The sequence below is a fragment of the Lysinibacillus capsici genome (assembly GCF_020217405.1).
In the GTDB taxonomy this organism is placed as follows: Bacteria; Bacillota; Bacilli; order Bacillales_A; family Planococcaceae; genus Lysinibacillus; species Lysinibacillus capsici.
In genome coordinates this window covers 4,065,316-4,080,051 of the sequence record NZ_CP084108.1, presented here as the reverse complement: position 1 = coordinate 4,080,051, position 14,736 = coordinate 4,065,316, and the positions used below count along the sequence as shown (strand labels likewise).

Sequence of the window (14,736 nt, the reverse complement as noted above, 5' to 3'; positions counted from 1 at the left end):
ATCCATCTGAAACCTTCATTAATTGAGTCAATTCACATTGACAATAACCATTCAAAACATCTCATCACTTATAAACTATATATAATTGTGTTTCTCTAGTTTTAATTGTTTTTTTCTCCAATATGACTTAAAAGGGACTCTGTCAGTTCTCGTCTTATTTGCGTGATATGGTTTTCCATGAGTTGCTTAGCTTGGTTCGCATCTCCAGAAGCGATGGCTAAGTAAATTCTTTTATGTTCATCGATAGTCTCTTGCGTTCGTTCCGAATCTTCCAAGCGTTGTCTGCGGGTAGCCCGGATTGTGTCTTGCATATGCTCACTAAGGGTTTGAAATAATTGTAAAAATATTGAGTTATGTGAAGCAAGTACAATATTAAGATGGAAACTTAGGTCTGCTTGAATTCCTAATTCTACATCATTTTTACCTTGATCCATCATATCTAATGCTTTGCTAATTCGTTCTAAGTCTACAGAAGTAGCTCGTCGTGAAGCTAAAAAGGCACACTCTACTTCAAGTGCTTGGCGAAGCTCCAACATTTCATAAATTAATTTTTTTTCAGTATTTATAATTGTAGAGGAAAGCTCTTCGCCTAAAGTATGGGATTCAGCTGTTTTAATAAAGCTACCACTGCCTTGTTTAATTTCAATAAATCCCTTTATTTCAAGTTTTCGAAGTGCCTCTCTTACCGATGTTCGACTGACATTAAAACGACTCGCTAATTCTCTTTCTGTCGGGAGTTTATCCCCAGGCTGTAATTCACCATTTAAAAAATATTCCTTTATTTGATCAACGATAACTTGATACGCTTTTTTCTTTGGTTGAGGCATTACCTATCTCACCACCTTAAATACATAGTACTATAAACGCTTTAATCATACAGAAATACAGCATGTTTATCAATTTAAGAAAAAAATTAATAGTTGATATTTTCTGAATATTTAGTACAATGTAAAAAAGGTTGGACCAATTTTAATGATATAGAAAATTGGTATGACATATAAATTTATCAATTAAACAATCTAAATACTATGAGAGCAAAAGGGGAAGTAAAAATGATTACTGCAAATGAAGAATTAGTGATGGCTCTACGAAGTGTTCTTCCAGAAATTGAAGTGACAATCAATCAAACGATTTTAGAACAGCATAGCAGTGATGAATCCTATCATAGCGCCAGTCTTCCTGATATTGTGGTGTTTCCGACAAAGACAGAAGAAGTGAGTAAAATAATTAACATAGCAAATCAATACAAAGTACCGATAGTGCCATTTGGAAGAGGAACAAGCTTAGAAGGACATGTCATCCCATATAATCATGGGATAACGATTGATTTTTCACTTATGAACAGAATAGTAGAAGTTAGAGAGAAGGACTTTCTTGTGAAAGTTCAACCAGGGGTAACGCGTTCTCAGTTAAATAAAGAATTGAAGAAATATGGATTATTTTTCACCGTAGACCCAGGAGCAGATGCAACAATTGGAGGAATGGCGGCAACAAATGCTAGTGGGACAACATCTGTTAAATATGGAACTATGCGCGATCAAGTTCGAGATTTAGAAGTTGTTCTCTCAGATGGAACAGTGATTCATACAGGAAATTTAGCAGAAAAATCTTCATCAGGCTACCATTTAAATGGGCTTTTCGTGGGGTCTGAGGGAACACTTGGTTGTTTTACTGAATTGACGTTAAGAGTCTACGGTATTCCTGAATGTGTAATGGCTGCTAGAGCATCCTTCAAAACAGTGAATGATGCTGTGGAAGGAGTGGTGAGTATTCTACAAGCGGCAATTCCCATTGCAAGAGTCGAACTTGTAGATGAACCCTCAATGAAGCAAGTGAACTTGTATAGTCAAACAGCTTATGAGGAACAACCAACCTTATTTTTAGAGTTTGAGGGGAATGAGGCTGGCTTAAGGCAAGATGTAGAATTTATGAAAGAGATTGTAGCGGCTCATAATTGTGAAAATATTGAATTTGAGATGGATAATGCAGCCCGAAATCAGCTATGGGAAGCTCGCCATAATTTAGCTTACGCCTATGTCCATGGACACCCAGGAAAAAAACTAATGGTAACCGATGTTTGCTTACCGATATCCGAATTAGCAGGTGCTATTGAACATGCAAGAGAAGCACTTGATATGTTAGCCCTTACAGGTGGGGTTGTTGGACACGTTGGTGATGGCAATTTCCATGTACTATTAATGATTGATATGAATGATCCAAAAGAAATAAAGAAAGCTGATGAATTGAATGAATTGATTGTGATGTATGCACTTGAACGAGGAGGAACTTGTACAGGAGAACATGGTGTGGGCATTGGTAAGCAGAAATATCAAGAGAAAGAACACGGTAAAGCACTTCTAGTGATGGAAAAGATTAAACAAGCACTTGACCCTGACACACTTTTCAATCCGAATAAAATATTGAAAATAAAAATATAGGGAGTGGAATTATGAAAATTTTAGAAGCGATTAGTACGATAGCTGGAAAATATTTTGCCATCTGGGTTATTTGTATTGCTGTTATTGCCTTTATAGCTTCGGAGCCCTTTTTAATATTTGGAGGGTATATCACAATTTTGCTAGGCATTGTTATGTTTGGCATGGGTCTGACGTTAAAAGCAGTAGATTTTAAATTGGTTATAACGAATCCAGTACCAGTCATTATTGGTGTATGTGCTCAATATGTTATCATGCCACTTGCCGCTTTTTTAATTGCTTATATGATGAACTTGCCAGCAGAATTAGCTGCGGGGCTAGTCCTTCTTGGATCTGTACCTGGTGGAACTGCTTCAAACGTCATGGTGTATTTAGCTAAAGGAAATGTACCTTTGTCCATCACAATGACATCTTTTTCTACATTATTAGCTCCAATTGCCACACCACTCATCCTATTATTACTTGCAGGTAAATGGATGCCAGTTGATCCAATAGCAATGTTTACTTCAATTATTCAAGTAATTATTATCCCTATTATCCTAGGGATTGTTATAAGAAGAGTTGTTCCTCAAATCGTAGAAAAAAGTATTAATGTGATTCCTCTTATTTCAGTAGTTGCTATTATGATTATTGTATCCGCTGTTGTTGCTGGTAATGTGGATACCATCGCTTCGGCAGGCTCCATTATTTTTGCAGCTGTAGTGCTTCATAATGCATTCGGATTGTTATTTGGTTATATAACAGCTCGTCTATTAGGCCTCGATGAAAGCAATCGAAGAGCTATTTCAATAGAAGTTGGAATGCAGAACTCTGGTCTAGGTGTAGCGCTAGCCACTGCCCACTTCGGTCCCTTAGCGGCCTTACCTAGTGTACTTGGGGCTGTTTGGCATAATATTTCTGGTCCAATTCTCGCTACCTATTGGTCGAAAAAACCAGAGATACTAAAGGTACAACATAATAAACAGATACAAGAAGATAACGGAAGAACTCAAATGTAGGAGAGTAAATATTCGATGTCTACGGCTTGTACTGCAGTCATATTATCTATTTTGTTTAAATCCACCTCACAAATGGATCCATTCGAAAAAATATAGAAATGAAAATTAGGTATAATAAAAGTAGATGAGATAGAAACAAGCTATCCATCTGCTTTTTTATTTTTTAAAATATCATTTAGGACGGATTTTCGTTAAAATAAACATTGTTGATTTTTACATTAGTTCTTGATAAAGAATACTTCTACCTCTATTAGGTAATGAGGTAAATGTATCAATATGTCCATAGTGAGAGGAATTGGAAATAACATGAACGATAATTTTTGGCGTGATTTACCACGGCCATTTTTTGTATTGGCACCGATGGAAGATGTGACAGATGTTGTGTTTCGTCACGTTGTAAGTGAAGCAGGTCGACCAGATGTGTTTTTTACTGAGTTTACAAATTCGGATAGCTACTGTCATCCAGAGGGAAAGAAAAGTGTGCGTGGCCGTTTGCTCTTTACAGAAGATGAGCAGCCAATGGTGGCACATATTTGGGGAGATAACCCTGTGTATTTCCGTGAAATGAGTATTGGCATGGCAGAGCTAGGATTTAAAGGCATTGATATTAACATGGGCTGCCCTGTACCAAATGTAGCATCAAGAGGGAAGGGGAGTGGCCTAATTCTCCGACCAGATGTTGCGGCAGAATTGATTCAAGCAGCAAAAGTGGGCGGACTGCCTGTTAGCGTGAAAACGCGACTTGGCTACAAGGATGTAAATGAGTGGGAAGATTGGCTAACGCATATTTTAAAGCAGGATATAGCGAACCTTTCGATTCATTTACGAACAAGAAAGGAAATGAGCCTAGTAGATGCGCATTGGGAGCTTATTCCGGAAATCAAAAAACTACGTGACCGTATTGCACCTAATACACTGCTAACAATCAATGGAGATATTCCTGACCGTCAAACGGGACTGCAGCTAGCTGAACAATACGGTATTGATGGCGTGATGATTGGACGAGGTATTTTTAAAAACCCTTTTGCTTTTGAAAAAGAGCCAAAAGAACATAGCAGTAAAGAGTACCTTAATCTTTTAAGACTGCAGCTCGATCTTCAAGATCAATATGCGGAAGAACTGCCACGTTCCATCACAGGACTTCATCGCTTCTTTAAAATTTATGTCAAAGGATTCAGAGGAGCTGGTGAATTAAGAAGTCAATTGATGAACACAAAATCAACGGATGAAGTGCGTGTATTGCTAGACAACTTTGAATCAAACAATATTGAATGACAATGAAATAATGGAACTACTAATAAAGTCAAGTAAATAACAGTAGAAGTAGGAGCAAAGATTTGAGGATGAGATTTCCTTTTCTTTGCTCCTTTTAATTATCGCTATTGAGGTTTTGGCTTCTAATGCTAGGGGGGAAGGACGCTTGTTTTTATGCTCTTCTGTTTAAATGTAGTTTTTATCTAGTATTATGAACCCTCACAATTGATTTATCCTTATTTTTACAAATTTCTTTAAGTGGTATTAATATATATTGAAACTAAATGGTTAAAATAGTCGTATAAGGTATTATAGATTAGAGGAGGTCGGAAAAATGGATTATACTAAAGTCTATAATGAGGAACTGATTGCCTTAGGGAAAATAAAGTCCGTCGGTGAAATTAAAGCGGTGATGTTTGTGAGAGAACAAACAGATATGTCCTTAATACAGGCAAAAAAATTTGTCGATTTTTGTAAAGAATAGACATAAAAATTACTGTGGTGCTAATTTTTTATGAAATTATCTTCAATAGTCATTGAACTACTAAATAAGAAATATTTGAGAAAACGCTATTATTAATAAAAATTAGTTATTCAACAATCGGGCGCTTTTCTGTAATAAGGAAAAGCGCCATTCTTTATGAATAGGGCCATATTGTTGAAGAAGACCCTTTAATGAAGAAGATGATAATTTCCTCGAGCAGATCATTGACAGTTTTTATACTGACTTGGTTGAAAGGCTTTGTGGAATACAGAGTCGATGAAATACGAGGAGGACTTGTAAAATGAAAAACAAACCCGGGATTGGTTTCCCGGGTTTGTTTTTACTTATTGGCAACTATGACCAATTTACCTGTATCCAGTTCCTTTTCGAATTGAGCAGCTTCCAATTTACTTAATCCGACAGAAGTTAATTCATTGCGGAGTTCATCACCACGGGAATTCACCAGGTTCTTTAACGAAGTCAGGAACCCTTGCTCGCTAATACCAGCTTCTTCTGTCCCGAGTGCTTCGTTAATATCATCTTCACGTTCTTCATAGTGAGCAAAGATGTAAATGTTATCTCGAAGATATCCTTGCGCTTCTAATTTCTCCACTTCTTGTTTCGCTTGTACTACGTTTTCTACTGTCAATTTGACTGTCATTATTGATCCCTCCTATATATGTTCACATTCAATCTATTCCACTAAATTGAATGAATAAAACATCTTTTTAGTTTTTAATTATGTTAGAGTGGCATGAACAACTAATGGAATACTAGTGGACCACTCGAAAACAATGGAAGTTGTTATTCTAAATCTTTATTCCAAAGCTACGTCTAATTCTTTATAGAGTTGGGCTTTTTTGTTTGCATCAATAGAGGATTTAGAGAAACATCAGAGAATTGTATATAAGTACCATTATATGTAATGACGAGCTTATAGGAGTTGTATGAAGATGATTGTGACAACTAGACCGTTAAAAATTAAATATAATAAATCAGTAAATACTTTTCAGGAGTTTATGCAAATTCATCACAACAATCATTCCCTAACGAAGGAAGTAGTTTTTCTACGCTATATCGGTATACCTGATTCGGTAGATTTTTATAAAGATGAGATTCTAAAAATGGAGGAGTATTTCTCCAAGCAAAACTTATTTTATTTACGACTGCATAAGCTAGAGGTCATTCGTAATAAGGAAGATGTAGGTAGATTGTCAGAAAGTTGGAGAATGTGGCAGACTGTTGCTGAAAACCCGCAATTACTGGATAAGCTATCTTTGTGCAGTACATTAGCGAGTGATCAACTTGAATGGACAAAAAAGCTAAGCTTTAAACAGATGATTCAACTATTTAAAGAAAATCAGCCTTATCCTAATGAAACGTTGTTAAAAAATTTTGCAGTTAAATTTTTGTATTGGATGGATTATTATTTACCACAAATTTTTTCGGAGGAAAATCCAACGTCCCCCAAAATTGTTTTTATAGGTGACATTACGCAGCATGAATTACTATTTTTATATTTCTTATCGTCACTGGGGTGCGATATTTGTTACATGAATCCCAAAGGAGATATTGCCAATATGTACCCTATAATAGAAGCGTCTTCTACCTTACATATGTGTCGTCATTTCTATGAAAAAGAAATAACATTGCCTATTAAAAGTACTTCAAGACAATTGAACATTCCTGCTCAAAAAACGAATGCGACAGAGGAGTGGAGTTATGAGCAATTAGCCTCCTTAGCCACATCTGTTGTGATGATTAAGACCTTCGGGGAGGATGACAAGGTTTTATGCTATGGCTCTGGTGTCGTTCTCCACCAAGATGGATATATTTTAACAAACCTGCATGTTGTGGGTGGTGGAAAATATTATTCTGTGCTCTATGAAAATGATACCAACGAGTATATTACCCATCAATTTGTAAAATATCATGATATGCATGATTTGGCTATTTTGAAGGTAGACAGAATAAGCCATCCTTTACCTGTAAAAATGGATGGACAATTAGTTCGAGGGCAAAAAATTGTGGCGATTGGCAGTCCGTTAGGATTGTTTGACTCAGTTTCTGATGGGATTGTTTCGGGTTTTCGTGATATTCGGCAAATGTCTATGATTCAATTTACAGCCGCTATATCAAATGGCAGTTCAGGTGGTGCTTTATTGGATATGCATGGGCGATTGGTTGGTCTGATTACAGCAGGCTTCGATGATGGTCAAAACCTTAATTTGGCTGTACCTGCCAATCTAATTTATCAGTTTGCTCAAAACTTTATAGAATTACCGAGTTGAATTTCCACTATTCGACCATTGCTTTTTCTTCAGTAATCTTATAGAATGTAGAACGGTATAAATGAACGATATATAAATCCTTTAATACGGTCCAGAGAGGCTGAAAAGGGCTATGTGATATTTTTAAGCTAATATCTTTGCTTTGTCATGCCCTTTTGTCCTCTGTGACGGAAGGGCTTTTATTATTGTTTCGTACCCCTCTTTTAAAGGAAGTCCCGTGAGGCTTCAAAAGAGAATGGACAAGACAGCTATAATCCATTCACTAAAAGAGATCGACAACTAGAAAATGGAGGCTAACAAGAATGGATTATCGTAAAAAAACCGTGGTTGCTTCAGTGGCAGGGCTAACGCTAGAAGGAATGGACATTATGTTTATTTCCTTTGCTATGACAATGATTATTGCAGAATTTAATATTGATCTTGCAACAGGTGGATTGATTTCATCCATCACGAATATTGGGATGCTACTGGGTGGTATTATTTTCGGTGTATTAGCAGATAAATATGGTCGAGTAAAAGTGTTTACGTATACGATTATTTTGTTTGCCATCGGAACGGCCTTAACAGGAGTAGCAACAAGTATTGAACAAGTTTATGTTTATAGATTTATCGCTGGTTTAGGTGCTGGCGGAGAATATGGTATTGGGATGGCGCTTGTGGCGGAGGCTTGGCCAAAGAATAAACAAGGTAGAGCATCCTCTTATGTCAGTGTAGGTGCACAATATGGAGTAATTTTAGCTGCTTTATTAAGTGCTATTATTTTACCAACTTTAGGGTGGCGTGCATTATTCTTTGTAGGATTACTACCAGTTATTTTCGCCTTTATCGTACGTAAAAATATTGATGAATCACCAGAATGGTTAGCAGCGCAGAAACAACAAAATAATAAGCAAGAGAACGGGAAATTAGCACAATTATTTGCTTCACCTCGTATCACCATGACAACACTCTCCCTAATTCTAATGGCAACTGTTCAAATTGCAGGCTATAATGGTCTAATGATTTGGCTACCTTCGATGTTACAGAAATCGCAAGGTTTATCGGTTTCAAGCTCAGCATTGTGGACAATTAGTACCGCAGTTGGCATGATCATTGGAATGCTGACGTTTGGTAGATTTATGGATCGTTTTGGTGCAAAGCGAACATTCGGGATCTTTTTAGTAGCCTCTGCATGTGCTGTATTCTTTTACTCGTTTGCAACAGGTGCAGTAGCGATATTAGTAGGCGGTGCGGTTGTAGGATTCTTCTCTAATGGAATGTTTGCAGGGTATGGTGCATTAATTAGTAGCTTTTATCCAGTACAAATTCGCAGTACAGCAACAAACACCATTTTTAACTTTGGACGAGCTATAGGTGGGTTTTCACCAATCTTTGTAGGTTTTATTTTACAAAGCTACGATATGACTGTCGTGATGATTTACTTAGCAGCACTGTATTGTATTTCCTTTATCGTTATGCTAACGCTTAAGAGCTCAGGGAAGGAATTGCAAACAGCATAATTTTATAGAGCACGAAAGAACGAATTCCAATTATGTAAATGGGATTCGTTCTTTTCTTATTAGTATTTAATTATAATAAACCTTTTGAACGTTTTTCAGCGATTTCAACAAGACGTTTTGTAATCTCTCCTCCAACGGAACCATTTGCACGAGAAGATGCTTCTGGCCCAAGCTGAACGCCAAACTCTTGTGCAATTTCATATTTCATTTGATTGACAGCCTCATGTACTCCAGGTACTAGAAGTTTATTTGAACTGCGGTTATTGTTAGCCATTGTTCTCACCTCCTTGACCTTAGAATGGTTGCGATTAAATTTTTCATACATTTAAAAAGTAGGAAATGCACACGCTATTTGCTAACAACAACAACTTGTGGAAAGCTAGCAATAATCAGCAAACTCTCTGTTATAATTAAGCCTGGCTCTTTACTATATAAGGTTAATTAAAGGAGGAAATATAATGACAAATAATGATATCTTAATTCGTTTACGCTATGCGTTCGATATAAAAAATGTAGATATGGTAGAAATTTTTAAACTTGGTGGCATGGATTATACAAAGGAAGAAGTATTAAATATGCTGATTAAGATTAATGATGAGGAAGAAGCGCCAGAGGAATACATCAAATGTAATAATAAAATGTTAGAGGCATTTTTAAATGGATTAATTACTTTTAAACGCGGGCCTCAGAAAGCAAGAGAAGGACAGGCTGTTGGACCTTTACCTGTGTCAGGTAAAGAAAACCCAAATAATATGCTGCTAAAGAAAGTAAAAATTGCTTTAGCTTTAACAACTGAGGAGATGCTTGAGATTTTATATGACGGCGGCATTAAAGTTACAAAAGGTGAATTAGGTGCTATTTTAAGAAATCCAAGTCATCGTAATTATAAAGAGTGTGGCGATTCATTCGTACGAAATTTTTTAAGGGGCCTAACATATAAATATAGAGCATAATGCACAATGGATATCAATCATAAAGTGCCATTTTTTTCTTTAAAACTCGTTGACAATTTGTGACGAAATTGTGTACAATAAAATTATCACAAAATGTTCACAAAAAAGATGAAAAATGTTCACAGACAAAGGGGTGCTTGTATGATTTATTTTGACATCTTATTAGTAGCTATTGCATGTATTACAATGCCTTTTATTGTTGCAGTTATGTTAGATATTTTTTATGCGGAACGAAAAAAAGTACGCTTTTCATTACGTCGTACTTCCGTATGGTATATCGCTATGTTTGCGTTATCCTTTATACCTTCCGTATTACTTGTCACACAAAACGTATAATTTATTCAAACACTTAGGGGTAAGTGAATTGAAAGTGGACAGCTACAACGCTAATTGAGGTTGTAGCTGTTTTATTTTGTTCAATAGATGAATCATAATTAAGTAATTTATATAATTATTAATGAAGGAACAGCTAGTATAAAATATGTATGTTTTAAGTAGAGAGCATTGACTACTTTTACCTACTGTGTTAATTTTGGTAGGGAAATATAGGCAAATTTACTGAAAAGTAAAGACGCAAAGCTACAGGTCTAAGGCAATAAATGCTATGGCGGCTGGGTTGCAAAAGAGTGCTAGTTGTATCATTCTCATTCTAGTTTTTGTTCTTTTATGCCTATTTCTTTTGAAATAGGCATTTTTTTGCAAGTAAAGTTCAAAGGAGGAAAAGGGGAAATGAAGTTGTTAAAAAACACATCATTAAAAAATAAGCTTTTACTAACAGTCTCTATCGTTGTATTACTGCTTATCGCTATTATTACGACGCAAAGTATAAGTGAATTGAATAATCGGATGAATGTGGATTTGGAGCAAGAATTAAAAAGTGTTGGTTTATTAACAGCTATGAACTTAGACAGTGATGAAGTAAAAGATTTGCTGTCCGAAAAAGGGGAAACAAACGCAAAGTTTACAAAGATCCAAAAGCAACTTGATATGATTCAGGACCAGCAAGGTATTATGAGCTGGAGTTATATTTGGGATGTCAAGGATGAGGGTGGCGTCAATCCAATTGGCTATACCTCTAATCTAAATGAAGTATATGAAGCCGGTGAAATTTTTACTGATTTAGCGGATGAACATGTAGAAACAGCAAAATTAGCTATTGAAAATAATAGTACAGAGGTAACTGATATTTTCGAGGATCCTTTTGGTTCTTGGAGAACGGTTTTTAGTCCTATTAAAGATGATAATGGCCAACTGATTGCCCTATTAGGGATTGATTACTCCGCTGATTATATCAATACGATTATTAAAACAAGTGTGATTAAGCAAATTGTCATTGCCATTATCGGCATTTTAATTTTATTAGTTTTAGTTTACATAATTATAGATCGACTATTAAAGCCACTGAAAAAAGTAGTGAACGTTGCCAATCAAGTGGCAAATGGTGAATTAATAGATGTGGATTTAGAGACATCGAAGGATGAAATTGGTAAATTATCTGAATCCATTCGTACAATGGTGGCTAATTTGCAACATATTATTTTAAACATACGCAATACATCCAATCACGTTTCTTCAGCAGCCAATCAATTAACGGTACATGCTGGTGAAACTTATAACAGCTCAACAAATATTGCACTAGACATGAATCAAATTACACAAAATGCTGAGGCCTCGATGACCATGACAGAGGAAACAGCTGCTGCTATGGAAGAAACTGCAACAGGTATTCAGCAAATTGCTGACTCTGCAAATGTAGCTGCGGAATCCTCTATTTCAGCATCACAGGCTTCTGAACGAGGCAATGAAGTTGTACAACAAGTTATTGCTCAAATGGAGTTAATTAATGATTCTGTTGAACAAATAGGGACAACCATTAATGGACTACATGTTAATACTAAAAAAATAAGTGAAATTGTTAGCTTAATTACTGCTATAGCTGATCAAACAAATCTATTAGCTTTAAATGCTGCGATCGAAGCGGCACGAGCAGGTGAACACGGTAAAGGCTTTGCCGTTGTTGCGGATGAAGTGAGACGCTTAGCTGAACAATCCTCTCAATCAGCAACAGAAATTTACAATTTAATTAGTTCTATTCAGTCTGATTCAAACGCTTCTATCACGGTTATGGAGAAAGGTAAAGAGGATGTTAAGGTAGGGATGGCATTTACCAATGAAGTAGGCGAAATCTTTAAAGAAATTCTTACTTCCTCAGAAGAAGTAGCTAGCCAAATACGTGAAATTTCAGCAGCCTCACAACAAATTTCTGCATCCTCAGAAGAAGTGGCGGCATCTGTTAATAATATTAAACAATCTGCAGAGCAGTCAGCAGAGTTCTCTTCAAATGTCTCGAATTCTACACAAGAGCAATTATCTACCATGCAGGAAGTAAAGGATGCCTCTTCATCACTGGGCAAAACAGCAGAAGAGCTGCAAGGTCTAGTGGCAAAATTCAAATTGGAGAATGATCATAATGGACATTAATTTTACAGGAAAAAATGTTTTAATTACAGGCTCTAGTAAAGGAATCGGTAAAGCAATTGCTTTAGGCTTTGCGCAACATGGAGCCAATATTTTAATTAATTATATTGGGGATGAGCAAGAGGCAGAAGCTGTACGTGCAGAAGCAGAAAAGTTGGGTGTGAAAGCTTTAATATTCCACGCAGATGTTTCTAACTCTCAAGAAGTACAAGCGATGCATCAATTTATGGACGAGCATCTCGGGAATCTTGATATTCTTGTAAATAACGCTGGATTTGCACAGGGTTCCAGCATTACAGATTTAACGGATGAGCAGTGGGATCGTATGATTAAAGTTCATTTATATGGCTGTTTCTATAATTGCCGTGAAGCAGCAAAAAGAATGAAGGAACGTAATACAGGAAAAATCATCAATATTTCATCTGATATTGGTAGCTTGGGTTGTGAAGAATTCACGCATTATTCAGCTGCAAAGGGTGCTATTAATGCTTTTACAAAGGCTTTAGCAAGAGAATTAGCACCTTCTATACTTGTCAATGCAGTTGCTCCTAGTGGAACATTTACGGACATTCTACAAGAGTTTGGCGATAACTATGTGGAGGAAGAATCCGCAAAATATCCATTAAAACGTTTAGCACAACCAGAAGAAATTGCGAAAAGTGTATTATTTTTAGCCTCTAATCATGCTGACTTCTATACAGGTCAAATTTTAACGCCAAATGGTGGGGTCGTAATGAACGGTTAATGGAAAACGAAGGAGTAAATAATGTTAAATATTATTATCTTTTGCTTATACTTATTATTTATCTATTATATTGGCTATAAAGGCTATAAGCGTGTCAACACAGCCGAGGATTTAATTGTTGCTGGCTGGAGCATGCCTTTATCCGTTGTAACGGGTAGTTTAGTCGCTGCTTTATTAGCAGCACCCTTCTTTTTTGCAGCGGTAGGCTCTGGCTATACAAGTGGTGGGTTTGAAGGTTCGGCAACAATGGGGGGTCTAGGGACTTGTATGATTCTTGGAGCACTCATTTGGACAAAGCCATTACGACGTCTAAAGGGCTGGACATTAGCAGATTACTACGGTTTACGCTATGGCAGTAAAAAGCTAGGAGCCTATACAGGGGTTGTTATGGCAATTGCTTTTGGTGTTTTTAATGCAGCGGCGTTAACAGTTGGTGGAACGTATATTATTCAGCAATTGTTGCAAATTGATTTTATACCTGCGGCGCTGCTATTTGTATCGCTAACGGCTATTTATTCAGTTATTGGTGGTTTATGGGCTGTTGCCTATACTGAAATCGTACAAGGTGCGCTTGCAGTGGCAGGTATTTTGGGTATTACCATTTTTATTTTGTTTTACTATCCAGACGTTACATTTAATCCTGAGTGGTGGAATATTAGTACATTATTTGAGAAAGCAGGAGCAGAATTCTGGACTTTGTATCTTGTACTAGCACTTGGAGATATCCCTGCAGTTGACCTTGGGCAGAGGGTAGCTGCTGCGAAAAGTCCGCGAGTGGCACAACGAAGCATGATTATTGCAGGTATTATTGTCATTACAATTAGCTGGATTCCAGGGATGCTAGGGGAAGCCTTTAAGTCTATTTATCCTGAGAGCACAAACCCGGAAACATTGATGCTTACCTTTGCACAAGGTTATTTCCCACCTTTATTAGCAGCTATTTTCTTAACAGCCATGGCAGCCATGGGGATGTCTACAGTAGCTGCATGTTATGTAGCGACTTCAGGGATTGTGACAAAGAATATTTATTTAGATTTTATTAATCATAATCCTGATCCTAAAAAACTATTAAGATTTTCACGATCTATTATTCTAGCTAGTGCTTTATTAGGTTTAGTGCTAGCTGTAAGCTTCCAAAAAGTAATTGATTTAGCTTATTTAGCTTGGGATATTATATTCGTAACAATATTCTGGCCAATCGTTTTAGGACCATTTTGGAAACGTGTCAGTACACCAGCAGTTTGGGCAAGTATTTCCGTTGGCTTAGTTTATTACATTGTGACATCACTAACATTCGTCCCTAGTCTGACAATACAATCAGAAGGCTTCATAGGTCTATTAAATGAATTATGGCAGGCTCCTGTATTTTCGGGTGTTGTTATAACTGGTATCACAATTGTCGTGGTGAGCTTACTCGTTCCACCATCTGAGCATGTTCTTGAGATGCACAAAATAGAAAAAGATAAAACATTAGACGACGTAAGTAGTAAAGAAGAGCTAATTGGTCGTTAAAAGCAAAAGCACGGATTCATTGTAAAGTTCAATGAATTCGTGTTTTTTATTAGAATGAAAAGATAGAATCAAGAATACTATTGCTAG

The 14,736-nt window shown here is 36.5% G+C and carries 14 protein-coding genes and 1 riboswitch; of the genes, 11 read left to right on the top strand and 3 right to left on the bottom strand.

All coding sequences use genetic code 11. From position 1 onward, the window contains the following. Positions 1 to 101: 101 nt before the first annotated feature. A complete protein-coding gene (locus LCP48_RS20245) occupies positions 102 to 827 on the bottom strand; it encodes a FadR/GntR family transcriptional regulator (protein WP_004225682.1) in 726 nt (241 codons plus the stop codon). Between the two features lie 225 nt (positions 828 to 1,052). Between LCP48_RS20245 and LCP48_RS20240 the strand changes: the two genes are divergently transcribed. The 4 genes from LCP48_RS20240 to LCP48_RS20225 all read left to right on the top strand — a co-directional run bounded on the left by LCP48_RS20240 (position 1,053) and on the right by LCP48_RS20225 (position 5,171). Further along, complete coding sequence (locus LCP48_RS20240; RefSeq protein WP_004225680.1) at positions 1,053 to 2,438, top strand: FAD-binding oxidoreductase; 1,386 nt, start codon at positions 1,053 to 1,055, stop codon at positions 2,436 to 2,438. 11 nt (positions 2,439 to 2,449) lie between these two features. After that, positions 2,450 to 3,433 (top strand): bile acid:sodium symporter family protein, encoded by a 984-nt coding sequence (locus LCP48_RS20235; RefSeq protein ID WP_009374260.1) that lies wholly within the window; start codon positions 2,450 to 2,452, stop codon positions 3,431 to 3,433. Between the two features lie 306 nt (positions 3,434 to 3,739). Beyond that, positions 3,740 to 4,708, top strand: a complete 969-nt coding sequence (locus LCP48_RS20230; RefSeq protein ID WP_004225675.1) for a tRNA dihydrouridine synthase — start codon at positions 3,740 to 3,742, stop codon at positions 4,706 to 4,708. Between the two features lie 313 nt (positions 4,709 to 5,021). Next, positions 5,022 to 5,171: a hypothetical protein gene (locus tag LCP48_RS20225; RefSeq protein WP_225340481.1), complete on the top strand. Its 150-nt coding sequence runs from the start codon at positions 5,022 to 5,024 to the stop codon at positions 5,169 to 5,171. Positions 5,172 to 5,511: 340 nt separating this feature from the next. On the opposite strand, the gene LCP48_RS20220 is transcribed toward LCP48_RS20225, so the two are convergent. Beyond that, entirely contained in the window at positions 5,512 to 5,832 is a 321-nt protein-coding gene (locus LCP48_RS20220; protein WP_225340480.1) for a YflT domain-containing protein, read from the bottom strand. A 292-nt stretch (positions 5,833 to 6,124) separates the two neighbouring features. Between LCP48_RS20220 and LCP48_RS20215 the strand changes: the two genes are divergently transcribed. Both LCP48_RS20215 and LCP48_RS20210 read left to right on the top strand, forming a co-directional pair. Further along, positions 6,125 to 7,462, top strand: a complete 1,338-nt coding sequence (locus LCP48_RS20215; RefSeq protein ID WP_225340479.1) for a trypsin-like peptidase domain-containing protein — start codon at positions 6,125 to 6,127, stop codon at positions 7,460 to 7,462. A gap of 302 nt (positions 7,463 to 7,764) precedes the next feature. Further along, a complete protein-coding gene (locus LCP48_RS20210; protein ID WP_004225665.1) occupies positions 7,765 to 8,961 on the top strand; it encodes an MFS transporter in 1,197 nt (398 codons plus the stop codon). 70 nt (positions 8,962 to 9,031) lie between these two features. On the opposite strand, the gene LCP48_RS20205 is transcribed toward LCP48_RS20210, so the two are convergent. Further along, positions 9,032 to 9,235 carry an alpha/beta-type small acid-soluble spore protein gene (locus tag LCP48_RS20205; protein ID WP_004225662.1) on the bottom strand — a complete coding sequence of 68 codons (204 nt, stop codon included), beginning with the start codon at positions 9,233 to 9,235 and terminating at the stop codon, positions 9,032 to 9,034. A 184-nt stretch (positions 9,236 to 9,419) separates the two neighbouring features. Here LCP48_RS20205 and LCP48_RS20200 point away from each other — a divergent pair, with 184 nt between their 5' ends. The 5 genes from LCP48_RS20200 to LCP48_RS20180 all read left to right on the top strand — a co-directional run bounded on the left by LCP48_RS20200 (position 9,420) and on the right by LCP48_RS20180 (position 14,649). Beyond that, positions 9,420 to 9,914, top strand: coding sequence for a YehS family protein (locus LCP48_RS20200; RefSeq protein WP_225340478.1), 495 nt, complete (start codon positions 9,420 to 9,422; stop codon positions 9,912 to 9,914). A 141-nt stretch (positions 9,915 to 10,055) separates the two neighbouring features. Continuing rightward, on the top strand, positions 10,056 to 10,250 hold the full coding sequence (locus LCP48_RS20195; RefSeq protein ID WP_004225659.1) for a hypothetical protein: 195 nt from the start codon (positions 10,056 to 10,058) through the stop codon (positions 10,248 to 10,250). Positions 10,251 to 10,452: 202 nt separating this feature from the next. Continuing rightward, positions 10,453 to 10,538, top strand: a riboswitch (cyclic di-GMP riboswitch). 105 nt (positions 10,539 to 10,643) lie between these two features. After that, on the top strand, positions 10,644 to 12,395 hold the full coding sequence (locus tag LCP48_RS20190) for a methyl-accepting chemotaxis protein (RefSeq protein ID WP_009374258.1): 1,752 nt from the start codon (positions 10,644 to 10,646) through the stop codon (positions 12,393 to 12,395). Beyond that, positions 12,385 to 13,137 (top strand): SDR family NAD(P)-dependent oxidoreductase, encoded by a 753-nt coding sequence (locus tag LCP48_RS20185; RefSeq protein ID WP_009374257.1) that lies wholly within the window; start codon positions 12,385 to 12,387, stop codon positions 13,135 to 13,137. The genes LCP48_RS20190 and LCP48_RS20185 overlap by 11 nt, the downstream gene beginning before the upstream one ends. Before the next feature lie 21 nt (positions 13,138 to 13,158). After that, positions 13,159 to 14,649: a sodium:solute symporter family protein gene (locus LCP48_RS20180; RefSeq protein WP_225340477.1), complete on the top strand. Its 1,491-nt coding sequence runs from the start codon at positions 13,159 to 13,161 to the stop codon at positions 14,647 to 14,649. The last annotated feature ends 87 nt before the right edge of the window (positions 14,650 to 14,736 follow it).